24 protein-coding genes are annotated in these 22,232 nt (G+C 71.6%); 11 read left to right on the top strand and 13 right to left on the bottom strand.

Features of this window, described 5'->3' with window-relative positions:
• Positions 1-3 precede the first annotated feature (3 nt).
• Positions 4-636 carry a histidine phosphatase family protein gene (locus AC21LY_RS15520; RefSeq protein ID WP_489047412.1) on the bottom strand — a complete coding sequence of 211 codons (633 nt, stop codon included), beginning with the start codon at positions 634-636 and terminating at the stop codon, positions 4-6.
• A gap of 19 nt (positions 637-655) precedes the next feature.
• On the opposite strand from AC21LY_RS15520, the gene AC21LY_RS15515 reads away from it, so the two are divergent.
• Complete coding sequence (locus tag AC21LY_RS15515; protein WP_489047411.1) at positions 656-1,459, top strand: ParA family protein; 804 nt, start codon at positions 656-658, stop codon at positions 1,457-1,459.
• 13 nt (positions 1,460-1,472) lie between these two features.
• Here AC21LY_RS15515 and AC21LY_RS15510 read toward each other — a convergent pair whose 3' ends face one another.
• The 3 genes from AC21LY_RS15510 to AC21LY_RS15500 form a co-directional block, all read right to left on the bottom strand.
• Entirely contained in the window at positions 1,473-2,717 is a 1,245-nt protein-coding gene (locus AC21LY_RS15510) for an Rv3212 family protein (protein ID WP_489047410.1), read from the bottom strand.
• An 80-nt stretch (positions 2,718-2,797) separates the two neighbouring features.
• On the bottom strand, positions 2,798-3,025 hold the full coding sequence (locus AC21LY_RS15505; RefSeq protein ID WP_489047409.1) for a DUF3107 domain-containing protein: 228 nt from the start codon (positions 3,023-3,025) through the stop codon (positions 2,798-2,800).
• A gap of 65 nt (positions 3,026-3,090) precedes the next feature.
• Positions 3,091-3,762 (bottom strand): ferritin-like fold-containing protein, encoded by a 672-nt coding sequence (locus tag AC21LY_RS15500; protein WP_489047408.1) that lies wholly within the window; start codon positions 3,760-3,762, stop codon positions 3,091-3,093.
• 201 nt (positions 3,763-3,963) lie between these two features.
• Here AC21LY_RS15500 and AC21LY_RS15495 point away from each other — a divergent pair, with 201 nt between their 5' ends.
• Together AC21LY_RS15495 and AC21LY_RS15490 are read left to right on the top strand one after the other, a co-directional pair.
• Positions 3,964-5,598 (top strand): DEAD/DEAH box helicase, encoded by a 1,635-nt coding sequence (locus tag AC21LY_RS15495; RefSeq protein WP_489047407.1) that lies wholly within the window; start codon positions 3,964-3,966, stop codon positions 5,596-5,598.
• A gap of 76 nt (positions 5,599-5,674) precedes the next feature.
• A complete protein-coding gene (locus tag AC21LY_RS15490; RefSeq protein ID WP_489047406.1) occupies positions 5,675-6,814 on the top strand; it encodes a DUF418 domain-containing protein in 1,140 nt (379 codons plus the stop codon).
• A 31-nt stretch (positions 6,815-6,845) separates the two neighbouring features.
• Here AC21LY_RS15490 and AC21LY_RS15485 read toward each other — a convergent pair whose 3' ends face one another.
• A complete protein-coding gene (locus tag AC21LY_RS15485; RefSeq protein WP_489047405.1) occupies positions 6,846-7,313 on the bottom strand; it encodes a winged helix-turn-helix transcriptional regulator in 468 nt (155 codons plus the stop codon).
• Between the two features lie 94 nt (positions 7,314-7,407).
• Between AC21LY_RS15485 and AC21LY_RS15480 the strand changes: the two genes are divergently transcribed.
• Together AC21LY_RS15480 and AC21LY_RS15475 are read left to right on the top strand one after the other, a co-directional pair.
• Positions 7,408-8,004, top strand: coding sequence for a dihydrofolate reductase family protein (locus AC21LY_RS15480; RefSeq protein WP_489047404.1), 597 nt, complete (start codon positions 7,408-7,410; stop codon positions 8,002-8,004).
• The gene (locus AC21LY_RS15475; RefSeq protein ID WP_489047403.1) at positions 8,001-8,384 is read left to right on the top strand and encodes a TIGR03618 family F420-dependent PPOX class oxidoreductase; all 384 of its coding nucleotides are present in this window, start codon (positions 8,001-8,003) and stop codon (positions 8,382-8,384) included. The genes AC21LY_RS15480 and AC21LY_RS15475 overlap by 4 nt, the downstream gene beginning before the upstream one ends.
• A gap of 100 nt (positions 8,385-8,484) precedes the next feature.
• Here AC21LY_RS15475 and AC21LY_RS15470 read toward each other — a convergent pair whose 3' ends face one another.
• The 4 genes from AC21LY_RS15470 to fasR all read right to left on the bottom strand — a co-directional run bounded on the left by AC21LY_RS15470 (position 8,485) and on the right by fasR (position 13,438).
• Entirely contained in the window at positions 8,485-10,338 is a 1,854-nt protein-coding gene (locus AC21LY_RS15470) for a phospholipase C (protein ID WP_489047402.1), read from the bottom strand.
• Positions 10,335-11,477, bottom strand: a complete 1,143-nt coding sequence (locus AC21LY_RS15465) for a Dyp-type peroxidase (RefSeq protein WP_489047400.1) — start codon at positions 11,475-11,477, stop codon at positions 10,335-10,337. The genes AC21LY_RS15470 and AC21LY_RS15465 overlap by 4 nt, the downstream gene beginning before the upstream one ends.
• Positions 11,474-12,640, bottom strand: coding sequence for a hypothetical protein (locus tag AC21LY_RS15460; protein WP_489047399.1), 1,167 nt, complete (start codon positions 12,638-12,640; stop codon positions 11,474-11,476). Before AC21LY_RS15460 ends, AC21LY_RS15465 begins: the two co-directional genes overlap by 4 nt.
• Before the next feature lie 126 nt (positions 12,641-12,766).
• Positions 12,767-13,438, bottom strand: coding sequence for an HTH-type transcriptional activator FasR (fasR, locus tag AC21LY_RS15455; RefSeq protein ID WP_489047398.1), 672 nt, complete (start codon positions 13,436-13,438; stop codon positions 12,767-12,769).
• A 103-nt stretch (positions 13,439-13,541) separates the two neighbouring features.
• Between fasR and AC21LY_RS15450 the strand changes: the two genes are divergently transcribed.
• From AC21LY_RS15450 to moeZ, 3 genes are all read left to right on the top strand, one after another.
• Positions 13,542-14,501, top strand: a complete 960-nt coding sequence (locus AC21LY_RS15450; RefSeq protein WP_489047397.1) for an alpha/beta fold hydrolase — start codon at positions 13,542-13,544, stop codon at positions 14,499-14,501.
• Between the two features lie 64 nt (positions 14,502-14,565).
• Positions 14,566-15,576 carry a DUF3152 domain-containing protein gene (locus tag AC21LY_RS15445; protein ID WP_489047396.1) on the top strand — a complete coding sequence of 337 codons (1,011 nt, stop codon included), beginning with the start codon at positions 14,566-14,568 and terminating at the stop codon, positions 15,574-15,576.
• Positions 15,577-15,683: 107 nt separating this feature from the next.
• Complete coding sequence (gene moeZ, locus AC21LY_RS15440) at positions 15,684-16,874, top strand: adenylyltransferase/sulfurtransferase MoeZ (RefSeq protein ID WP_489047395.1); 1,191 nt, start codon at positions 15,684-15,686, stop codon at positions 16,872-16,874.
• Here the strand turns inward: moeZ and AC21LY_RS15435 are convergent, their stop codons facing one another.
• Together AC21LY_RS15435 and AC21LY_RS15430 are read right to left on the bottom strand one after the other, a co-directional pair.
• Positions 16,875-18,401, bottom strand: a complete 1,527-nt coding sequence (locus AC21LY_RS15435; RefSeq protein ID WP_489047394.1) for an acyl-CoA synthetase — start codon at positions 18,399-18,401, stop codon at positions 16,875-16,877. It abuts the gene before it with no gap.
• Between the two features lie 95 nt (positions 18,402-18,496).
• Positions 18,497-19,084 (bottom strand): hypothetical protein, encoded by a 588-nt coding sequence (locus AC21LY_RS15430; protein ID WP_489047393.1) that lies wholly within the window; start codon positions 19,082-19,084, stop codon positions 18,497-18,499.
• 38 nt (positions 19,085-19,122) lie between these two features.
• Between AC21LY_RS15430 and AC21LY_RS15425 the strand changes: the two genes are divergently transcribed.
• Genes AC21LY_RS15425 through AC21LY_RS15415 form a run of 3 tightly spaced genes read left to right on the top strand, consistent with a single transcriptional unit; the run spans position 19,123 to position 21,119 of the window.
• A complete protein-coding gene (locus AC21LY_RS15425; RefSeq protein ID WP_489047392.1) occupies positions 19,123-19,563 on the top strand; it encodes a nitroreductase/quinone reductase family protein in 441 nt (146 codons plus the stop codon).
• A gap of 36 nt (positions 19,564-19,599) precedes the next feature.
• Positions 19,600-20,454, top strand: a complete 855-nt coding sequence (locus tag AC21LY_RS15420; protein ID WP_489047391.1) for a TIGR02569 family protein — start codon at positions 19,600-19,602, stop codon at positions 20,452-20,454.
• Positions 20,451-21,119 (top strand): sirohydrochlorin chelatase, encoded by a 669-nt coding sequence (locus tag AC21LY_RS15415; protein ID WP_489047537.1) that lies wholly within the window; start codon positions 20,451-20,453, stop codon positions 21,117-21,119. The genes AC21LY_RS15420 and AC21LY_RS15415 overlap by 4 nt, the downstream gene beginning before the upstream one ends.
• Here the strand turns inward: AC21LY_RS15415 and AC21LY_RS15410 are convergent.
• Both AC21LY_RS15410 and AC21LY_RS15405 read right to left on the bottom strand, forming a co-directional pair.
• Positions 21,107-21,397 carry an MGMT family protein gene (locus tag AC21LY_RS15410; RefSeq protein ID WP_489047390.1) on the bottom strand — a complete coding sequence of 97 codons (291 nt, stop codon included), beginning with the start codon at positions 21,395-21,397 and terminating at the stop codon, positions 21,107-21,109. The genes AC21LY_RS15415 and AC21LY_RS15410 overlap by 13 nt on opposite strands.
• Before the next feature lie 3 nt (positions 21,398-21,400).
• Complete coding sequence (locus AC21LY_RS15405; protein WP_489047389.1) at positions 21,401-22,162, bottom strand: alpha/beta hydrolase; 762 nt, start codon at positions 22,160-22,162, stop codon at positions 21,401-21,403.
• Between the last annotated feature and the right edge of the window lie 70 nt (positions 22,163-22,232).

Below are 22,232 nucleotides of genomic sequence, written 5' to 3'. Positions count from 1 at the left end.
TCGTCAGCGTCCCGCGTAGTGTGCAGCGGCGTAGCCCGTGAGTCCGAACCGGGTGACCTGGGGGACGTCGTCGCGGTCGAAGCCGAAGACGGCGGCGGAGGCGGGCAGGATCATCACGTGCCGGCCGAATTCCGGTGCCTGGCCCAGGAACCGGGCGGTGAGGACCCGTCCGAGGTGTCCGTGCGCGACGAGGACGACGTCACCGTCGGCCATGGCGGCCCGAGCCCGCTCGAGCACCCGGTCCACCCGCGCGGACACATGCTCCATCGACTCGCCGCCGGGCGCGCCGGACCGCCAGACCGTCCAGCCGGGATCGTCGACGCGGATCTCGGCGCTGGTGCGGCCCTCGTAGTCGCCGTAGTCCCATTCGGCGAGGTCGGGGTCGACCCCGGTCACACTGAGACCGGCCAGTTCCGCGGTGCGGGCGGCGCGGTGTCGGGGGCTGACCCAGACGGTGGGGTTCTCGAGCGCCAGGGAGTCGAGGACCGGCGCGAGGGCCCGTGCCTGCTCCGTTCCGGTCTCGGTCAGGTCGATGTCGGTGGCGCCGGTATGGCGGCCCGAGCGTGACCATTCGGTCTCGCCGTGGCGGATGTAGACGAGGCGCGTGCTGGTACTCACCCCGCCATCGTCGCCCATGGGTGGGTACCCTCGCAGCATGTCCGGTGACTCCCCGTTCGTCCTGGCCGTCGCCAACCAGAAGGGCGGCGTCGCGAAGACCACCACGGTCGCCAGTCTCGGGGCGGCGCTCGCTGAGCTCGGTGCCCGCGTCCTCGTCGTCGACCTGGACCCGCAGGGCTGCCTGACCTTCTCGCTCGGCCACAATCCGGACCGCATCGAGCACAGCGTCCACGACGTCCTGCTGGGGGACAAGAAGATCGACGAGGTGCTGCTCGAGACCGAGGACGGCGTCACGGTATTGCCCGCGACGCTGGACCTCGCGGGCGCGGAGGCGCTGCTGCTGATGCGCGCGGGCCGCGAGTACGCGCTCAAGCGGGCGCTCGCGGAGGTCGCGGACCGGTTCGACGTGGTGATCATCGACTGCCCGCCCAGCCTGGGCGTGCTGACCCTCAACGGGCTGACCGCCGCGGACGCCGTCGCCATTCCGCTGCAGTGCGAGACGCTCGCGCACCGCGGCGTGGGGCAGCTGCTCAAGACGGTCCGCGACGTGCAGGCCATCACCAATCCCGAGCTGAGCATGCTCGGGGCGATCGCCACCCTCTACGACGCGCGCACCACCCACAGCCGCGACATCCTCTCCGACGTCGCCGACCGCTACGACCTCGCCGTGCTCGCCCCGCCGATCCCGCGCACCGTCCGGTTCGCCGAGGCCAACGCCGCGGGCCGAACCGTCCTCGCGGGCCGGAAGAACAAGGGCGCCACCGCCTATCGCGAGTTGGCGCAGAGCGTCAAGGCCCACATCTCCGACGGTGCGCCGCTCGTCACCTGGGCGGCCGAATGACGGTCGGGCGGGCTCACGCCGAGCGGTAGGCCTGCACCGTCGACCCCCATTGCGCGACCAGCGTGTCGCCGGCCTGCGCGAGGAGGACCGGCCCGCCCGTGTAGCCGGGCTTGTCGAGGGGGGTGAACCGGGCCATCGCGCGCGTGCGCAGGTCGTAGGCGCTCAACGTGGTGGGCCCGGGCACGACGAGCCGTCCGCCGATGACGGTGCCCGGCCCGCGGGTCTCGGGGATCACCATCTGCGTGGTGAGCGATGCCGCGTCGACCACCACGGTCGCGGTGCCGGTGAAGAACGCAGCGATGCCCGCCTCCGTCACCACCGGCACGGCGCGCGGGGCGCCGCCGGGCGAGGTGGTCACGTCGACCGACTGCAGCGTGCGGCCGTGCAGGTCGACGGTGGTCACTCGCGCGTCTCGTCCGTCCTGCGCCGGCACGTAGACGACCGCGCCGTTCGCCGTCGCGGTGATCAACCGAGCTCGATCTCCACCCTCCGGGGCGGCGGCACCGAGGTCCGGTACCACCGACGATGAACTCTCCTGCGGCTCGGCGGCCTCCTTCGGGGAGATGCCGATCACCGTCAACCGGGGGAAGGGCTCGGTGGGGCACGCCTCGAGGACGACGAGCGACGCGCCCGCGGGGATCGCGGACCCGATCGTGCAGCCGGAACGCGGCTGCACGCCGGGGTTCACCGGCACGTCCGGCTTCCCGTATTCGACGGTGCGCACCAGGTCCGAGCGGAAGACGTCGACGCGCGTGGGCCCCTGGACGACGACGTAGTTGCCGTCGCCGGTCAGCGTCACATCGTGGTCCTCGCGACTGGTGCGGCTGGCGCGGCGCTGCCCCGTGCGGGGATCGAGGGCCATCACCTCGCCGCAACCGCGGACGTCTCGGTAGAAGGCCAGGACCAGGCCGGAGTTGTCGATGAGCCCGCAGGTGTCGGTCTCGCGCTGGTACCGCCAGGTGCGCGCGCCGGTAACGGGGTCGTGCGCGGAGACCTCGCCGCCACGGGTCAGGACGAGCGTGCCGGTACTCGCCACGGTCAGGGCCGGACGGTCCGACTCCGCGGTCCACACCGGGCGGAGGGTGGCGGGGAGTTCGGCGAGGTTGCCCGCCACCGTCGACGGTGCGGGGACCGTCTCGCTGACGGCCTTGCTGGCCGAGCCCGTCGTCCACGCCACGAAGCCCGCGACCACCACGGCGACCAGGACCGCGGCCGAAACGGCCAGATCGAGTCGCGTCCTGCGTTCGGGTTTCACCACGCGCCCGAGCCTACTGGCGGGCGTCGCCCGGCCCCGTCACCTGCCGTCCCGGCAAGCCGCCCTCGCTGCCGGCCGGTCTGTCAGCTGGCGTTGAAGCCGACCGAGCGGCTCTCCGTGGTGCCGATCTCGACGTAGGAGACACGGGCGGCGGGCACCAGGTACTGCTTGCCCTTCTCGTCCGTGAGCTCCAGCAGCTCGGTGCGCCCGGCGAGCGCGTCGCCGACGGCCTTCTTCACGTCGTCGGCCTGGTCCTTGCTCTGCACCACGAGTTCGCGGTTCGAGTCCGCGATACCGATCTTGATCTCCATGCCACGAGGTTATCCGCCGGCACTGCCGCCGGGCGGGGCGAGGCCGTCGATTCTGCTGAGGGCAGTCAGCCGAGGCCGAGCGTCGCCATCCGCTCGGCGTGCCGGGTCTGCAGAGATTCGAAGAACTGCGCCACGCCGGGCAGGTCGCCGGAATGCGCGAACAGCAGCGCGGCCAGCTCGTCGCGGGTGGCGAGCACCTCCTGCGCCTGGGTGATGGCCTCGGACAGCAGTCGACGGCCCCAGAGCGTGAGCGGGGAGCGCAACGCCGGGTTCGTGGCCACGGCCGAGCGGACCCGCTCCACCGCGAAGTCGGATTCGCTGGTCTCGGAGAGCACGGCCGCGACGATCGTCGCGGGCTGGCCGGGCAGGGCCCGCGCGATCTCGGAGTAGAAGTCGGCGGCGAGCCCGTCGCCGATGTAGGCCTTGACCAGCGCCTCGTTCCAGTTCCGCGGCGTCGTCCGCTCGTGGTAGCGGGTGATCACGGGCGCGAACGGGGCGGTCGCGACGGCGACGTCCTGGCCGCGGCGGTCCAGCTCCGTCGCCAACAGCTCGAAGTTGCGCATCTGTGCCGCCGCCATCGACGAGACGGCGATCCGGCCCCGAAGGTCCGGCGCCATCTCGGATTCCCGGGCGAGCCGCTCGAAAGCGGCCAGCTCGCCGTACGCCAACACTGCGAACAGGGCCGCGATGCCCGGGTGCTCCGCCGTGATTCCCCGATCCTGCGACTGTTCGCTCATGGTGCACATGCTAGTGCGGGCCGCAGGGGCGGGTACCATGGTCGTAGCGATCGACTTCGGTCGCCGGTAGTTGTGCGCGCACTCCGACCCCGCCGCCGATCGGCAGGGTGTCGAGGCGACGATGACGGTCCGTGACGGACCGGGGATTCATTGGCCGGAACAGTGCGCGCGTGAGAAATGAACGCGACGCCACCGCCGCCGATGAAAGGCAGAACCATTACCTCCCCCATCACCACGACGAACAACGACATCCACACCGAGCCCGCCGTCGAGGAGGGCCTGCCCGACGTCCACGTGATCGGCGACGATCACGTCTCCCCGAGCTTCGCCGAACTGGGCGTCGACCAGGGCATCGTCGATGCCCTCGGCAAGCGGGGCATCGAGCGCACCTTCGCCATCCAGGAGCTGACCCTCCCGCTGGCGCTGGCCGGCAACGACCTCATCGGCCAGGCCCGCACGGGCATGGGCAAGACCTACGGCTTCGGCGTGCCGCTGCTCAACCGCCTGATCACGCAGGCCCGCGCGGCCGTCGGCGAGGACGGCCTGCGGGCGCTCGACGGCACGCCCCGCGCCCTGATCATCGTCCCGACCCGCGAGCTGTGCGTGCAGGTCACCGACGACCTGGAGCAGGCCTCTGACGGCGTACGCGTGCAGACCACCAAGGGTGAGCGCGACCTGCGGATCACCTCGATCTACGGCGGACGTCCCTACGAGGCGCAGATCGAGGCCCTGCAGAAGGGCGTCGACGTGGTCGTCGGCACGCCCGGCCGCCTCCTCGACCTCGCGAACCAGGGCCACCTGGTCCTCGGCAAGATCCAGATCCTGGTGCTCGACGAGGCCGACGAGATGCTCGATCTCGGCTTCCTCCCGGACATCGAGAAGGTCCTCGGCATGGTCCCCACCGACCGCCAGACCATGCTGTTCTCCGCCACCATGCCGGGCCCGATCATCACGCTGGCCCGCACGTTCCTGAACCAGCCCACCCACGTGCGCGCCGAGCACCACGACGACTCCGCGGTGCACGAGCGGACCACCCAGTTCGTCTACCGCGCCCACGCCCTCGACAAGACGGAGCTGGTCGCGAAGGTGCTGCAGGCCGAGGGCCGTGGCGCCACGATGATCTTCACCCGGACGAAGCGCACGGCGCAGAAGGTCGCCGACGAGCTCGCCGAGCGCGGCTTCAAGGTCGGCGCCGTGCACGGCGACCTCGGCCAGGTCGCCCGCGAGAAGGCGCTCGGCAAGTTCCGGGACGGATCGATCGACGTGCTCGTCGCCACCGACGTCGCCGCCCGCGGCATCGACATCGACGACGTCACCCACGTCATCAACTTCCAGTGCCCCGAGGACGACAAGACCTACGTACACCGCATCGGCCGCACCGGCCGCGCCGGCAAGACCGGCACCGCCGTCACTCTCGTCGACTGGGACGAGCTGCACCGCTGGGAGCTCATCGACAAGGCCCTCGGCCTCGGCAAGCCCGAGCCGGTCGAGACCTACAGCTCCAGCGAGCACCTGTTCACCGACCTCGGCATCGATCCGGGCGTCAAGGGCAGCCTGCCGGGCGTGCGCAAGCGCGCCGAGGGCGAGGTCGTCGAGCGCGCGCCGCGGGAGAAGCGCGAGAGCACCCGCACGCGGACCCGGACGCGCACCCGCGGCGGCAAGAAGGTCGACGGTGCCGCGCCCGCCGAGGCCGTCGCGGAGGCCCCGCAGGCCGACGGCGCACCGTCGAACGACGGTGCCGAGGGCGACGCCCCGGCCCGCAAGCGGCGCCGTCGCCGCCGTTCCGGCGCGAAGAAGACCGAGGCCGCCGCGCCCGCCGAGGCGTCGGCCGAGTAGGTCCCCCGAACGACGGACCCCGCTACCACCATCCGGTGGTCGCGGGGTCCTCGTCGCTCCGGGGAGGGTTGGTCCCATGACGACGACCGACACGACGGCGCCCACGACGCGCCGCATCGCCTCGCTCGACACGGCCCGCGGGATCGCCATCCTGGGCACCTTCGGCACGAACGTGTGGATCTTCACCGAACCGCGCGGCATGGTCGGCTACCTCGGCTCGGTGGGCGCGGAGGCGCTGCCGATCCGGATCCTGCAGACCCTCGCGCAGGGCAAGTTCCTCGGCCTGCTCAGCCTGATGTTCGGGGTGGGCCTGGCGATCCAGCAGGCCTCCGCCGCCCGGCATGCGAAGCCCTGGCCGGGTCGCTACTGGCGGCGCGCGCTGGTCCTTTTCTTCGACGGGCTGGTCCACTTCGTCCTCGTCGCCGAGTTCGACGTGCTGATGGGCTACGCCCTGGTGTCCTTCCTGGTCTCCGCGCTGCTGATCCTGCGGCCTATCGTGCGGAGGCGGTGGGCGATCGGCGCGGTCTCCGTGCACCTCACGGTGGTCGCGCTCGCGGTGATCGGGATGATGCTGCCGGCCGACGGCGGGCCGGTGGCGGAACGCTCGGCCGCCAATCCCTATGCGGACGGCTCGTTCTGGGATCTCGCGGCCTTCCGCATCGACCACGGGCTGCTCTTCCGCGCGGAGACGATCTTCATGATCCCGCTGACCATCGCCATGTTCCTCACGGGGGCACGGCTGTTCCAGGCCGGGATCTTCCTGCCCGACGGTGCCGCCCTGCGCCGGCGGCTGCTCGTCGTCGGCGGGGTCGCGGCGCCCGTGGACCTCGCGGTCGGGATCGCCGGCGCGCCGCTCGGCCTGTCGGGGCCCGCGGTCTTCGTGGGGCGGTACGTGATCGCCCCGCTGGTCGCGCTGGGTCTGCTCGCGCTGGTCGCCGAGTTCTACCAGCGGCGGGACGTCGGGCGCATCGGGGGCGCGCTCGGCAACGTCGGCAGAACGGCGCTGAGCTGCTACGTGCTGCAGAACGTGATCGCCTCGGTGCTCTGCTACGGCTGGGGGCTCGGCCTCGCGGCGCGGTACGGGGCCGAGCACCGGCTCACGTTCACGGTGGCGGTGTACGTCGCCGTGATGGCCTGCCTGCTCCTGGTCTCGGCGCTCTGGACCCGGCGGTTCTCGCGCGGCCCGATCGAGATGCTCATGCACCGCGCAGCGTGACGGTGCGTCGCCCGACGGAGCCGGGCGCCGGTCATCCGCGCGCCACCGCGCCGGGGCCGGGCAGAACGTCGATGTCGTCCGCGTGCATGGGTTTCCCGCACCGCTCGCACCGCAGGTCGACCGCGGCGATCTCCCCGCACGCGTGGTGGCGGTAGAGGACGGGCGGCCCCGGCGGGTCGGCTTCTGCGGAGAGCCAGCGATCGCCCCACCCGGCCATCACCATGAGGACGTCGACCAGTTCGGAGCCCTTCCGGGTGAGGTGGTACTCGTAGCGCGGGCGGCCGTCGTAGGGCCTGCGTTCGAGGACGCCGTGGTGCACGAGGTGGTTCAGCCGCTCGGTCAGCACCTTCCGGGAGATCCCCAGGTCCGCCTGGATCTCGTCGAACCTGTGCATCCCGACCCAGATGTCGCGCAGGACCAGCGGCGACCAGGGTTCGCCGATCACATCCGCGGTGCGGGCGATGGAGCACGCCATTTCGCTGAAGTCGGTGCGTTGCATCGGTCGCGATCCGTTCCTCGATTCAGGGTTCCCTGAAGAGACTATACCTGTTACGGTGATGGAGTCTCTTGAAGGAACTCTGAAAGGATCGATCATGACCACGGTGGTGTGCGGGCTCTCGGTGTCCGTCGACGGATTCATCACGGGCCGCGACCCGCGCCCGGGCAACGGACTGGGCGACGGTGGCCGCCTGTTCGACTGGTACTTCGACGGGGACACCCCGAGCGCCGTCTTCGACGGATTCCGGCTGAGCGCCGGCAGTGCACCGGTCTTCGACGGTCTCGCATCGCGCGTCGGAGCCACGGTCGCCGGGCGCACCACGTACGACGACTCGGATCGTTTCGGCGATACCGGGGCGCCGCACCCGACCGCGCCGCTGTTCGTGCTCAGTCACCGGCCGGCGCCGCAGATGGGCGGCCGACAGACGCTGATCACCACCGGCATCGGCGACGCGATCGCCGCGGCCCGCGAGGCGGCGGGGGAGAAGGACGTCGCGCTGATGGGCGGCGTCGTGCTCACGGAGGCCCTGCGCGCGGGGCTCGTCGACGAGGTGGTGCTGCACCAGGTCCCGATCGTGCTCGGAGCGGGGCGTCGCATGTTCCACGACCTCGAGCGGCACATCGAACTGCGGTTGCTCGAAGCCGTGGCCACGCCCACCGTCACGCACCTGCGCTACGAGGTGCTCCGATGATCCGGCCGGACGTCCGGGCCGCGATCGAGGGCGGCTCCCTCGCCCACGTCGCGACCGTCCTGGACGACGGTGCACCGCACGTCGTTCCGGTCTTCGTCGGCGTGGAGGGCGAGCGCATCGCGGTGTTCACCGGCCCGGCCTCGCAGAAGGCTCGAAACCTGCGCCGGGACCCCCGTGTCGCGCTGTCCATCGCCCCCGCGGACGATCCGTTCCGGCCCGTCACGATCCGCGGCCGGGTCGTGGAGTGGGTCGACGGCGAACCCGGCTGGGCCATCATCGACCGGATCGCGATGACCTACACGGGACAGCCCTATGCGCGCGACCTCGACAGGATCGTGCTGCTCATCGAACCCGACCGGCAGACGGTCGGGATCGGCTGACCTCGCGCCCCAAAGTCGGCTCGGCCAACCCGAACCCCGCCCGTGACCGCGAGTGCGGTCGTTCTCCCACGGAAACCGCAGGAGAACGACCGCAGTGCGGCTACTGCTCGGACCGGCGGCTGCGCAGCGCCCAGACGCCGACGCCGACCAGCACCAGGGCCACGACGGGGACGCCGACCCACAGCCACGTCGTCGACGAGCTCCTCGACTCACCCGCGGCCTGCGTCGCGCTCGGCGAGGCCGGCGCGGAACTCGACGGTGCGCCCTTGACGCCGGCTGCCTGCGCGCCCTGGTCGGCGGGCGGCGGTGCGTCGACCACGGCGCCGGTGACCTGGTTCAGCCACACCTTGTCCGTGCGGGACGCCCCGAAGTCGAAGAGGCCGTCCAGCTTTCCGGAGCGCTCGTCCGCCGAATCCGCGATCCGGCCCGTCCGCCAGTTGTCCTCGAGGAACTTGGTGATCGAGGCCTGCTCGATGGCGTCGTGATTGACCACGTTCTTCCGGGCGAAGGGCGAGATCAGCAGGAAGGGCTGCCGGGTGCCGGGCCCGCAGCGCACGGACTGTCCGGCGATCGCGGGAGCGGGGGCGTTCGCGCAGATCGCCTTGTCCAGCTTCGGATCCATGCTGCCGGAGAGGATCACGGGCGCCTGGTGGTCGTACCAGCCGTCCGAGTCGTCGTAGGCGAGGATCACCGCGGTCGCGGACCAGTCCTTCGACTGCTGCAGCCGGTTGACGTAGGTGGTGATGAAGGTCTGCTCGTCGAGCGGATCCGAGTACGCGGCGTGGCCGTCCTGGTACTCGCCGGCCTTGAGGAAGCTCACCGCGGGCAGGTTCCCGGCGCCCAGCGCGGCGTCGAAGTCGGTGAGGTCGTAGTTGTGATTCGCCGGACCGTCGTGGCCGACCTCCGCGACGGACGCGGGAGCCACGTGGTGCTCGTTGGCGGTGGACTCGTAGTAGGCGAACGGGTTGTGGTGCGGGCTGTAGTCGATGGACGCGTTGCCGGCCACGTTCCTGTGCGTGGTGTTGCACAGCGCGCGGGCGCTTCCGGCGGCGGCGGTCGAGGGGCGGAAGCCGCCCTGGAACCAGCCCCAGCTGACGGCCTTCTCGTTCAAGAGGTCGCCGATGTTCTTGCCCCGCATGGCCGCCAGTGCGTCCTTGCCGGTGCGGTTCTTGTTCGAGCAGTCGTCGTACAGCGGGTCCGGATCCTCATAGATCGTGCCCACGCCGGAGGCGTCGGGAGCGCCGACGGTGTACTTGTCCGGCGCCGTGGTCTTCTCGCCGGTGGCGGCGTCGTAGGACTCGACGCCGTGGGTCTGCCCGGAGATCAGGTTGATCGCGCCGGGGGTCGACGGCCCGAACTGGGTCGACCAGAAGTTGTCGTTCAGGGTGTAGTTCTGCGCGTAGTTCCAGAGGCCGGTGACGGTATTGCCGTCGTAGTAGCCCATCACCGAGCCCGGGTGCTCGAACATGCCGGGCCCGGACGAGGCGCACTTGTCCTTGGTGGTGAACTCGACGAACTTGTCCATCGCGCCGCCGTTGGCGGCCTCCTGCTCAGCGGTGTACTCGTGGTTCTGGTCGCAGGTCACGGCCTGGCCGGGCGTGAACCGGAAGGGCTTGTACTTGTTGGGATTCCGCTCGCCCGCGAGGCCGGCGCGGGTGAAGGTGTTGACGTCCGCGGGGGTTCCGGGCGCGGCGGTGAACCGAGGCGCGTCGAGGCCCGAGCCCTGCAGCTTCTCCCCGGGCGTGTTCGCCGCCACCGGGTAGGTGCCGAAGTAGTGGTCGAAGGAGATGTTCTCGTTGAAGATCACCACCACGTGCTTGATCGGCGTGGCGGTGTCGCCGGGGTCGGCGAGGGCCGACGGTGCGCCGACGGCGCCGGCCGTCGCCGTGAGGGCCGCGGCGCCGGCGAGCGCCGCCGCACGCCGCCATCGATCGGGGGAGCGGAAAGGATTCACAGTATGCCTCCTGTCGTGGAGCAGTCCGTCCCCGCGTCGCGGGGCGGAAGATAGAAGTAGCCGCCCCCGAACGGGGCGATGTAGTCGGTGAGCGGCTCGCCGCTCAGCCGTAGCTGGGTCGCCTCGAACTGGGCGGCGATATCGCGCTGCAGGCAGGTGAAGATCAGCCCGAGATCGAGATTGCCGTTGCGATCGATCCCGCCCGCGTAGTTGTAGGCGCGCCGGAAGATCCGGGAGCCGTCGGTCTCCTCGGTGCGCGGGTTCGCGAGCCGGATGTGACTGGTCAGCGGGATGACATCGCCGCCCGGGTCGTCGGCGTACTGGGGCACGTCGAGCTCGCTGCTGCCGTCGAGCGGCGCGCCGCTGGCCCGGTCGCGGCCGAAGATGTTCTCCTGCTCCGACAGCGAGATCCGGTCCCAGAACTCGGTGAGCATCCGGATCAGGCGCACCACGAGGAAGGTTCCGCCGCGGGTCCACGGCTGGGCGGCACCGTCGAGCCACACCAACCGGTCGAATTCCTCGGGCCGCACGTTGGCGGTCCCGTCCTTGAACCCGAAGTGGTTGCGCGGCGCGCCGTCGGGCCTGGGGGCCGGTTGCGAGCCGTCCTGCCGCCACCGCGGTGCGAGGCCGCCGCGACCGGCGCGGCTGAGGTCCCGGAGCGCGTGCAGCACGGTGTCCTGGTCGGCGGCCCGGATCTCCAACAGCAGGTCGCCGTGGCACCGGGCGGGATCGAGGCGATCGTCGTCGAAGGCGCGCATGGGCCGGATACCCGCCGGTCGCCGGTCGGTGTGCCAGCGGTCGAAGAAGCTCGCCCCGTAGCCGATGTTCACGGTCAGGTCGGGGGCGCCGTCGAGCTCGGGACCGAGGGTGCCGGAGTCGGCGGGCGGCGCGGTGATCGCGGTGGAGACCGGTGTGTGCGGCTGCCGCAGCATCCGGGTCCGTTCGGCGAGAGTGCGCAGCAGCTCGTCGGTCTCGGCCTGGGAGGCGCACGTCACGTCGAAGGCGGCGTAGCTCGCGTGCCGCTGTTCGCGCGGGGCCTGCGCCGACGGTGCCGCCCCGTCGCGCGCGCAGGCGGTGAGGCCGGCCAGGCCCGCGGCGGCCGCTGTGCCGCCGAGGAACCCGCGCCGCGTGGCCCTCACTTGGTCCGCCGCACGTCGGCGATCGCGGCGATCGGGGCGAGCAGCTCGGCGAGGCCCCCGAAGGCGGTGTTCAGCCGCTGCCGGTCCGCGCGGGGGAGGTCGGAGAGCGGCTGATCGGGGAACCGGTCGGCCAGCTCCGCGCACACGGTGTCGGCGCGCTCGAGCGCGGCGCGGGCCTGCGGCAGGCGCGCGTAGCGCGGGGCCAGTACGGCGTCGAGCGCGTCGAGCACGCGGCGGGTGCCCTCGAGGTTGGCACGAGCGATGTCGAGCCCCGTGTGGGACCCGGCGTCGTCGGCGCCCGTGAGCGTGAATTCGATGGTGTTCTCGGTGATCTCGTGCGCGCGCAGGCCGATCTGCACCGGCTCGACCGCGAGCGACGGATAGTCGCCCAGCAGGCCGTCGACGTCCCGGGCCAGCGTGCCTTCCAGCTCGGCGGGCACCGTCGGGGAGGGGGCCCAGAGCGCGGCTTCGATCGCGTGGAAGCCGGTCGCATCACCGGTGGTGCCGCGGCCGTTGATCTTCCGGTCCCAGTCGCCGAAGGCGTCGTAGGCCGCGCCGAGCGTCTCGTAGAGCCGGTGCGCCGAGCGCCAGGCGGTGCGCTGGGCGTCGAGGCCCTGCGCCGCCTTCAGCGCGGCGACGGCTTCGCGGAGCGCGGGCAGGCGCCCGCCGACCCAGTTCTGGTAGGCCAGGGTCGCGGGGGTGAGGTCCTGCGTGGAGGTGGGGATCACCGCGGGGCCGCGGGGTGCGTCGCCCGGGACCCGGAACGACGGCCCGGTCACGACGTCCGTCTCCGCGAAGTAGCACTCGAAGTGGTACTCGCCGGACCCGAGCGCGACCCGCAGCAGGCGGGTGGCCTGGGGAGCCAGTGCGTCGAGTTCGGCGTAGACCGCGCCGTCGGGCCCGGCGAGCGCGAGTTCGAGCGAGCGGGTCGAGGTGTTGGTGACGGCGAAAGTCCGGTTCCCGGCGCCGACGGTGCCGGCCGGTCCGGCGCAGCCATCGACCTTCGCCGTGAGCGCCACGGTCCCCGCGGGCACGGTGCTCCCGCCCCTCGCCCCGTCGGACGCCGCCCCGCCGGACGTCAGGAGGTATGCGCCACCGGCCACGGCGACGACCGCGGCGAGGGTGAACGCGGTGGGGGCGACCCACCGCCGGGGAGTTGGCACTCGCTGACGCTAGCGACCGCGAACCGGGCAAATGCGGACACGACGCTGCCGCTTCCGAAGGACTTCATGCGGCGTTCACGGCCACTGGGGGAGGGCCTGACGCGGCGTTGATGAGGTCTTGGGGAATCAGGGGTTGCGGCGCTGGGCCTGCAGCGGCACTCGGCTCAGCCCGCCCCACAGCAGCTCGACGGTGGTCGCCACCGCCTCCTCCTTGGGGATGGGACGATCCGCGTACAGCCAGTACCGGGCGCTGACCTGGCTGGCGCCGACGAGTCCGACCGCCAGCATCCGCGCGCGATACGGATCGAGCCCCGAGTCCTGCGCGACCACGTCGTAGACGGAGTCGATGCACGCGTCCACCGCGCTCTCGACGCGCTCCTGCACCACGGGCTCGAGGACGTCGGACTCGAAGATCAGCTTGTAGCCCATGCTGTCGCGGTCGACGAAGTCGAAGAAGGAACGGACGGCGCCGATCACGCGCTCGTGGTTGTCGGTGGAGCTGCTCAACGCCTCGCGGACGCCGGTGACCAGGGCCTCGCTGTGCGAGTTCAGGACGGCCACGTACAGCTCCAGCTTGCCCGGGAAGTGCTGGTAGAGCACCGGTTTGCTGACTCCGGCGCGGACCGCGATCTCGTCCATCCCCGCGGAGTGGTAGCCCAGATCGACGAAGACGCTGCTCGCGGCCTCGAGCAACTGGATGCGCCGCGCGCTGCGCGGGAGCCGGGCGGTGCGGCGCGGCGCAGGATTCGTCCCGCTGCGGGTGTCGCCCGCAGGGGTCGTCGCGCCCAGGTCCGCCATGTGCTTCACCTCATCGTTTCCGGGCCGCGCCGTGCGGTCCTGACCAGTGAACAATACTCCGGCGTCTTCGCCGGCCCCGGTCCGCTCTGGCAAGCTGCCCGGTGTGTCGGCACTTGCACAGGTGAATCGGACCAGCGATGTCTGGCCCGGGGCGTTCGTGACGCTGCGCGGACGACGGGTGTTCGTGCGCCACGTCGACGCGGCCGCGGCGATCACGGCCGCCCGCGATGCGCGCCCCACCGCGGTGATGATCCACGGTCTGGGCGGCTCGTCGATCAACTGGACCGATCTGGGGCAGGTACTCGCGCCGGTCGTCGCCTCGTACGCCCTGGACCTTCCCGGCTTCGGGCTCTCGGACCCGCCCGTGGACGGCGACTACTCGATCGACGAGTTCGCGCAGACCGTGATCGCCTACCTCGAGACGCTCGTCGCGGTGCGCGGCGGGGGTATCCACCTGCTGGGGAACTCCCTCGGCGGCGCGATCGCCGTCCGGGTCGCGATGCTCCGGCCAGACCTGCTGCGCTCGTTGACCCTGATCTCGCCCGCCTTCCCCGACCTGCGTCCGCGGATCCGCCGGCTGCAGTTCCTGCCGCTGACTCTGGTGCGGATACCCGGGGTGGGGCCCGCGGGCTTCCGCCTGATCGCGAGCGCCTACCCCGAGCGGCAGGTCGACCAGACCTTCCGCGAGATCCTGGTCGACCCGGCGGTGATGGGGCCCGTGCGCCGCCGTCAGGCAGTGGATCAGGCGGCGGCGCGGGCGTCGATGGCCTGGGCCCCGGATGCGCTCGCGGCGAGTTTCAACGCGCTGGTGCGCAGCTGGCTCGTCGACCTCGGTGCCGCGCACTGGGCCGCCGCGCGGTCGGTGTCGGTACCCACCGCCGTCGTGTGGGGCGCCCGGGACCTCCTGGTCAGCGTCGGGGTGGCGCCGAAGGTCGTGCGCAACATCCGCGGGAGCACGCTGACCGTCTTCGAGGACGTGGGCCACGTCGCGCAGATGGAGCGGCCCGCGGAGACGGCACGGATCGTCGCTGACCTCATCGCCGCGGCAACCGTGCGCCCGTGACCCGCGCGGGACCGGCGCGTGTCGGTTCCACTCCGGGCGCGCCCTTCGTGGAATTGTTGATGACGTGAGCAGTCCTTCGAACCCGAGGCGTCCCCGGCCGGACGGGCGTGCGCCGCTTCGGGCCGAATGGGACCCCATCAACTCGACCGCGACGACCTCGGGCGAGAACCGCCACCGGCAGCCGCGCGAGCGGGTCTACGCCAAGCAGGGGCGGATCGGGCGACTGCTGCGGACCTACGGCTGGCGCGCCTACGCGGTGCCGGTGCTCGCGATCCTCACGGTCGTCGCGCTGGTGATGACCTTCACCGACTCCTTCCGGACCGACCGCGCTCCGGAACCGTCGACCGAGAACCAGCTCTCGCGCAACCCCGTCCCCGGCAAGACGATCGTCGGCGCCCCGTCGAAGACGCTCCCGGGCCCGGTGCCCCCGGCGGGCATGCTCCCCGAGGGCGGCGCCTTCACCGAGAAGGGGCAGGGGATCTGGCACGTGGTGCCCGGCGTCACGCCCCGCGTGGGCAAGAAGGACGAGGGCAAGCAGCAGGTCTTCACCTACATGGTGGCCGTCGAGGACGGCGTCGACATGGGCGCCCTCGGCGGCGACGTGCCCTTCGCCACGATGATCGACCGCACTCTCGCGGACCCGCGCAGCTGGATCCACGACCCGGCCGTCGCCTTCCAGCGCATCGACAAGGGCACGCCCAGCTTCACCATCTCGCTGACCTCGCCGCTGACCACCCGGTCGGCGTGCGGGTACACGATCCAGCTGGAATCGTCGTGCTTCAACGGCGAGCTCGGGCGCGTGGTGATCAACCTCGCGCGCTGGGTGCGGGGTGCGACCGCCTTCGAGGGTGATCTCACCGGGTACCGGCAGTACGCCATCAACCACGAGGTCGGCCACGCCATCGGCTACCCGCAGCACGTCCCGTGCCCCGCGCAGGGCGCCCTCGCGCCGATCATGATGCAGCAGTCCTTCGGCGTGAAGAACCGTGACATCTTCGACCTCGACAAGTCCGAGGGCTTCGACAACGACCTCGCCTGCCGCCCCAACGCCTGGGTCGCGCCCGTCCTCAAGTGACCCGTCGCCCCGCCCGACGGTGACCGTCCCGGGCCCGACGGTGACCGTCCGGCCCCGGCGGCTCGGCCTCGGGGAATGGGGCGGGTGGCGCCGTCGTTGAGGTGAGGGTGAGCACGCTGCCCCCGCTTGTCGAACCCGCCGCCGAACTGACCCGCGACGAGGTGGCGCGATATTCGCGGCACCTGATCATCCCCGAGATGGGGGTCACGGGACAGAAACGCCTGAAGAACGCGAAGGTGCTGGTGATCGGCGCCGGCGGCCTCGGTAGCCCCGCGCTGCTGTACCTGGCCGCGGCGGGCGTCGGGACGATCGGCATCGTCGAATTCGACGAGGTCGACGAGTCCAACCTGCAGCGCCAGGTGATCCACGGCGTCTCCGACCTGGGTCGGCCGAAGGGGGAGAGTGCGCGGGACTCCATCGCGGAGATCAACCCGCTGGTCACCGTGAACCTGCACCCCATCCGCCTCGAGCCCGAGAACGCGGTGGAGCTCTTCGAGCAGTACGACCTCATCGTCGACGGCACTGACAACTTCGCCACCCGCTACCTCGTCAACGACGCCGCGGTGCTGGCGCACAAGCCCTACGTGTGGGGCTCGATCTTCCGGTTCGAGGGCCAGGTGTCCGTGTTCTGGGAGGACGCCCCCGACGGCCCGAACGGCGAGAAGCAGGGGCTGAACTATCGCGACCTGTATCCGGTGGCGCCGCCGCCCGGCATGGTGCCCTCGTGCGCCGAGGGCGGCGTTCTCGGCATCCTGTGCGCGTCGATCGGCTCGATCATGGGCACCGAGGCGATCAAGCTGATCACCGGCGTCGGCGAATCGCTGCTCGGCCGGCTCATGGTCTACGACGCGCTGGAGATGAGCTACCGCACCCTGTCCATCCGCAAGGACCCGGACGCCCCGCGCATCACCGGGCTCATCGACTACGACGAGTTCTGTGGCGTGGTCTCCGACGAGGCCCAGCGCGCCGCCGCCGGCAGCACCATCACCCCCAAGGAACTCGTCGAGATGGGTTCCGCGGGTGTCGATTACGAGCTGATCGACGTGCGCGAGCCCGTCGAGTGGGAGATCGTCCACCTCGACGGTGCCAAGCTCGTCCCCAAGGGCGCCTTCGAGACCGGCGAGGGCCTCGCGCAGGTCTCCGCCGACAAGAAGCTGGTGCTCTACTGCAAGACGGGCATCCGCTCCGCCGAGGTGCTGGCCGCGGTGCAGGGTGCGGGGTATCGCGACGCGGTGCACCTGCAGGGCGGGATCACCGCCTACGCCCGCACGGTGGATCCGTCGCTGCCCGTGTACTGATCAGACCTCGATCAGCCGCTTGACCAGCTTCCCGGTGGGCGTGCGCGGCAGGGACTCGACGAAGCGCACCGCGCGGGGGAGTTTGTAGCGGGCCAGGGTCGTTCCCGCGTAGTCGATCAACTCCTGCGCCAGGTCGTCCGACGGTGCCGTCCCCGGCGCGAGCTGCACGCACGCCAGTGCGGTCTCGCCGAGCTCGTCGTCCGGCACACCGATCACGGCGACATCGGCGACGGCGGGGTGCATGATCAGGGCGCTCTCCGACTCCTGCGGGTAGATGTTCACCCCACCGGTGATGATCATGAAGTCCTTGCGGTCGGTGAGGTAGAGGTAGCCGTCCTCGTCGAGGTAGCCGACATCGCCGGTGGTCGCCCAGTTGTCGTGCTCGGGATGCTGTGCGGCGCGGGTCTTCTCGGGGGCGTTGTGGTACCGGAAGGGCATCGTCTCGCGTTCGAAGTAGATGGTCCCGATCTCGCCGGCCGGGAGCACGGCACCGTCGTCCCCGCAGACCCGGGCGATTCCGAGCCCGGCGCGTCCCACGGACCCGGGGCGCTCCAGCGCCTCCTGCGGGCCGATGAAGGTGGCGCCCGCGGATTCGGTGGAGGCGTAGTACTCGTGGATCACCGGCCCCCACCAGGCGAGCATCGACTGCTTCACCTCGGTGGGGCACGGCGCGGCGGCGTGGATCGCAACCTTGAGACTGCTGGTGTCGTACCGCGCCCGCGTGTCCTCCGGCAGCTTGAGCATGCGCACGAACATCGTGGGCACCCACTGGCTGTGCGTCACCCGGTACTTCTCGATGAGGGCGAGTGCCTCCTCGGGATCGAAGCGGTGCATCATGATCACGGTGCCGCCCACGGACATCGTCACGCCGCAGAAGCGCAGCGGGGCGGCGTGATAGAGCGGCGCGGGGGAGAGGTAGACGGTGTCGGCGTCCATCCCGTACATCGGCGCGAAGATCGCGGTGTAGGTGTCCTCGACCTCGTGCACCTGCCCCTCGGGCAGTGGGATCCGGATCCCCTTGGGGCGGCCGGTGGTGCCGGACGAGTACAGCATGTCGGTGCCGCGGGGCTGATCGGTGAGCGGGGTGGAACCCGCCTGTGCGAGCACCGCGTCGAAGTCGGCGAAGCCCTCCATTCCGCCGCCCCAGGCGATCGCGTGCCCGGGTTCGGCGAGGGCGGAGAGCTGGAGCGCCTCCGAGACCGCTTCGGCCGCATCGGTGCCCGCGAACAGTGCTTTCGCCTCGCAGTCGGTCAGGATGTAGTTCACCTCGCCCGCCGTGAGGTGAAAGTTCACGGCGGTGACGTAGAGCCCGGAGCGGATCGCCGCGGCGTAGGCGGAGAAGATGCGCAGATCGTTGCCGGCCACGATCGCGATCGTGTCGCCGCGGCGCAGTCCGAGTGCGCGCAGGTGATGAGCGAGGCGGGTGGACTCCTCGTTCAGGCGGGCATGGGTGAGGATCTCGCCGGTGGCGGCGTCGATCGCTGCGGGCTTGCCGGGGGAGAGCTCTGCGAAGGCTCCAGGGAACATGAGAACCGCCTTTAACTTCGAGGTCCCCTCACGGTAGCGGGGAGCCGGGCTCGGATCGCCCGCTTCCGTGTGATTCGGCGTCCGCGATCAGGCGATCACTCGGGCTGATACGCCGACAGCCAGCCCGCGTAGTCGTTGAGCAGCGCGAGCAGGGGGAGGGCGTCGACGGTGCTCACCGGCTCGCCGCGGAGCGCGGCGCGGATGCCCGGCATCCGGGCGGCGATGCGCGAACGCTCGGAGAGCTCGTGGTGGCTGAGGCCGCGTTGCTCGCCGAGCACGATCCGCCGGGAATGCGCCGCGCGGAGGGACTCGGCGAGTTCCGCGAACTCGGCGCGGTCTAGGGCAGGCAGGTGCACGGAGAAGCTCATGACGCGCCCGGCGGCGGCATCGTCGGTCTCCTCCGACTCCTCGAGCCAGTCCGCGTACTCCTGGATCAGGTCGTCGAGCGCCTCCTCGTCGTCGAAGGAGAGGCGGCGCCCCTCCACGACGGCCCGCAGCGCCGAGACCAGCGCGCCGACCGTCTCCGGGTCCGACGAGGCCGCGTACCAGCGGTGCGCCTCGTGCGGCACCACGATCCGGCCGGGCCGCCCCTCCGTGAGGCGGGCACGGACACCGTCGAACTCGGCGACGGAGAGGTCGGGGAACTGGACGGACACGGTCACGACGGGGCGAGATTCTGACACGCCCTCCATTGTCCCGGTGATCGCCCTAGGGTGGGGGCATGGCCCTCGAAGGTGATTACGCGACGGAGAAGACGAGCTGGGTCTCGGACCAGCTGGCGAAGATCGACGAGACCGGGACCACGGATTCCGTGGCGGTCGCGGGGATGGCGGTGGTGGTCTTCACCTACCGCGGCCCCAAGTCCGGCAAGCTGCACCGCCGCCCGCTCATGCGGGTGGAGCACGACGGGGTGTACGCCGCGGTGGCCTCGCTGGGCGGCGCGCCCCAGAACCCGGTCTGGTTCAGCGCGATGCTCCGCAATGACGAGGTCGAGGTCCAGGACGGAACCACCGTGGTGTCCGGTCCGGTGCGCGAGATCCACGGCGCCGAGCGCGAGGAGTGGTGGACCCGCGCTGTGGCCGCGTACCCGCCCTACGCCGAGTACCAGGAGAAGACGGACCGCCTGATCCCGATCCTCCTGGTCGAACCGGGCCGCGCCTAGCGCCGCCACCGCCCGCGCGCGGGTAGATTTTCTGGTGTGAGCCCCGTCGAACCTCCCGCGCACGTCCTGTCGACCTTCGGTCTGGACGAGACCGAGCCGATCGCCCTGGGCGCCGAGTGGGACGGCGGCTGGCGCTGCGGTGAGGTCGTCCTGTCCCTGATCGCCGATCACGCCCGGGCGGCGTGGTCGGCGAAGGTGCGCGAGGACCTGTACGTCGAGGGCATGCGGCTCGCCCGCCCGTTCCGCGCCACCGACGGCCGCTACGTGGTGTCGGGCTGGCGGGCGGACACGTTCATCGCCGGCTCCGCCGAGCCGCGCTTCGACGAGATCATCTCCATGGCCAACCGCCTGCACGAGGTGACCGCCAAGCTGGAACGCCCGCGCTTCCTCGCCGCGCCCGTGGTGGCGCCGTTCACCGACGTCGACTACTTCGGCTTCGCGGACCGCGCCGCATGGGAGGACAAGCCGCTGGCGATGGCCCGCAAGCTGGGCGCGCTCGATGAGACCGAGGAGCACCGGCAGCGCGCGGTCCAGTTGGTGATGGAGCTCGCGGCGCTGCGTACCCCGGTCGAGGCACCGTCGCAGCTGGTGCACGGCGATCTCGCCAGCTCCGTGCTCTTCGCCGGAGCCGCCGCCCCGGGCATCACCGACTTCACCCCGTACTGGCGCCCCGCGACCTGGGCCGCGGCGGTCGTCGCCGTCGACGGCCTGTCCTGGGGCGGCGCCGACGACGGGCTCCTCATGCGGTGGAGCGACCTGCCCGAATGGCCGCAAATGGTGCTGCGCGCCCTCATCTTCCGGCTCGCCGTGCACGCGGTGCACCCGCGGTCCGAGGCCGAGGCACTGCCCGGACTCGAGCACATCGCCGAGATCGGCCGGTGGCTGCTCTGAGCGGATCCCGGCGGATCCTCGTCGCTCACGGCACCCGCTCGGCCACCGGCATCGCGACCGTCCGGGCGATCGCGGAGGAGGTCGCCGGGCGCATCGGCCCGGTCGACGTCGCCTTCGTCGACGTGCGGGGGCCGTCGCCGTCGGACCTGTTGCGCGAGACGGACCGCCCGACGGTGCTCGTGCCCGCCTTCCTCGCCGCCGGCTACCACGTGCGCACCGACGTGCCGCGGCACATCGCGGCGAGCGGGCACCCCGCGGCCACGGTCACCGAGGCACTCGGTCCGGACCGGGTGCTGGTCGGGGCGCTCCTGCGCCGGCTGCGTGAATCCGGCTGGCGCCCCGGAGACACGGTGGTGCTCGGCGCGACGGGCTCGTCGGACCCCGCGGCCCGGGCGGACGTGCGGACGATGGCCGGGTATCTCGCGGACACGGTCGGCGAGGCGGTCCCGGTGGGCTTTCTCGCCGCCGGCAGCCCGACGGTGGCCGAGGCCGTTGCGGCCGCGCGCATCCCCGGCCGGCGGCTCTTCGTCGCCGCGTATCAGCTGGCGGAGGGCCTGTTCCATGCCCGGCTCGCCGAGGCCGGCGCAGACGGTGTCGCCGCGCCGCTGGGCACCGCGCCGGAGGTGATCGACCTGCTCGCGGATCGGTTCACTCAGAGCCGGTAGTCGCGCAGCGGGATCCGGTCGCCGTCGGCGAGCACGCCCTCGGCGCGCAGGCGTTCCAGCTGGCGCGCCGCGATGTGCGCGGCCGGGCGGCCGCTGGCCGGGACCACGCGGTGCCAGGGCAGGTCCGAGGAGTCGGTGCGCATCACCCAGCCGACGATCCGCGGCGAGCTCAGGCCCACCTCGTCGGCGATATCGCCGTAGGTGCGTACCCGGCCGGGCGGGATCGCCTCGATCAACGCCCGTACCGCCTCGACCTGCTCCTCGGTGACCTTCGCCACGGGCTATCCGATCAGCCGGCGCGCGTACTCGCCGACGATCCCCGGGACCTCCTGCGGCACCATGTGATCCGACGGCACCGTTACCACCTCGACGCCGCTCGGCATCGCCGCGAGCTGCGCGTCGGTCACGTAGTGGGCGCGTTCGGCGCGCAAGAGCACCGTCGGGATGGACGACGGTGCGCCGACCGCCGTCCGGGCCAGCTCGCCCCAGAGCGCCGCCATGGCGGGGCAGCTGATGTCCCACTCCCAGCGTCCGGAATCGCGGCGCACCAGGTGCTCGGCGATCTCGTCGTCGATCACGGGTCCCGGCACCTGCGCCCAGGCGCCGGACAGCTTGTCCTGTCTCGCCTCCTCGGGGGAGGTGAAGTCGAAGAACTCGATGGTCTGCGCGGCGATGGTCCCGCACATCTCGGGGTCCAGCTCCTGCGCGGGATCGAGCAGCAGGAGTGCGCGCACAAGATCGGGACGGCTCGCGGCGAGACGGCATGCGAGGGCGCCGCCGAGCGAGTGCCCGATCACCGTCACCGGGCCGCCGCCGTGGGCGTCGACGACCTCGATCAGGTCGGCGACGTGCTGCTCGAAGTGCCACGGCGGGGCCCACGTCGAACGGGCGTGGCCGCGAAGGTCGGGAGCGAGCACGCGGACACCGGGCAGCTCGTCGTCGGCGAGCCGCCGCCAGCGGGCGCCGTGCCCGGTGACGCCGTGGATCGCGAGCACGGTGGGTGCGCCGGGGGCGGCGGGGCCGTAGACGTGGGTGTTGAGCATGAACCGATTCTGCCCTGTCGCGGACTTGTCGGTGGGCTGTGATGTGATCGACGGGCTCGATCGTCGAAGG

It is taken from the genome of Tsukamurella sp. II2bb (assembly GCF_057815145.1).
Note: the sequence above shows the minus strand (reverse complement) of the source record. Positions and strands in the feature narration are given on the sequence as shown.

Bases quoted from the DNA above. Each gene is read 5' to 3' on its own strand.
- AC21LY_RS15490 (WP_489047406.1), top strand. From the start codon at position 5,675: ATGACGACGACCGACACGACGGCGCCCACGACGCGCCGCATCGCCTCG.
- AC21LY_RS15515 (WP_489047411.1), top strand. From the start codon at position 656: ATGTCCGGTGACTCCCCGTTCGTCCTGGCCGTCGCCAACCAGAAGGGC.
- AC21LY_RS15425 (WP_489047392.1), top strand. From the start codon at position 19,123: ATGGCCCTCGAAGGTGATTACGCGACGGAGAAGACGAGCTGGGTCTCG.
- AC21LY_RS15505 (WP_489047409.1), bottom strand. From the start codon at position 3,025: ATGGAGATCAAGATCGGTATCGCGGACTCGAACCGCGAACTCGTGGTG.
- AC21LY_RS15475 (WP_489047403.1), top strand. From the start codon at position 8,001: ATGATCCGGCCGGACGTCCGGGCCGCGATCGAGGGCGGCTCCCTCGCC.
- fasR (WP_489047398.1), bottom strand. From the start codon at position 13,438: ATGGCGGACCTGGGCGCGACGACCCCTGCGGGCGACACCCGCAGCGGG.
- AC21LY_RS15480 (WP_489047404.1), top strand. From the start codon at position 7,408: ATGACCACGGTGGTGTGCGGGCTCTCGGTGTCCGTCGACGGATTCATC.
- AC21LY_RS15495 (WP_489047407.1), top strand. From the start codon at position 3,964: ATGAAAGGCAGAACCATTACCTCCCCCATCACCACGACGAACAACGAC.
- AC21LY_RS15500 (WP_489047408.1), bottom strand. From the start codon at position 3,762: ATGAGCGAACAGTCGCAGGATCGGGGAATCACGGCGGAGCACCCGGGC.
- AC21LY_RS15520 (WP_489047412.1), bottom strand. From the start codon at position 636: ATGGGCGACGATGGCGGGGTGAGTACCAGCACGCGCCTCGTCTACATC.
- AC21LY_RS15485 (WP_489047405.1), bottom strand. From the start codon at position 7,313: ATGCAACGCACCGACTTCAGCGAAATGGCGTGCTCCATCGCCCGCACC.
- AC21LY_RS15405 (WP_489047389.1), bottom strand. From the start codon at position 22,162: ATGCTCAACACCCACGTCTACGGCCCCGCCGCCCCCGGCGCACCCACC.
- AC21LY_RS15435 (WP_489047394.1), bottom strand. From the start codon at position 18,401: ATGTTCCCTGGAGCCTTCGCAGAGCTCTCCCCCGGCAAGCCCGCAGCG.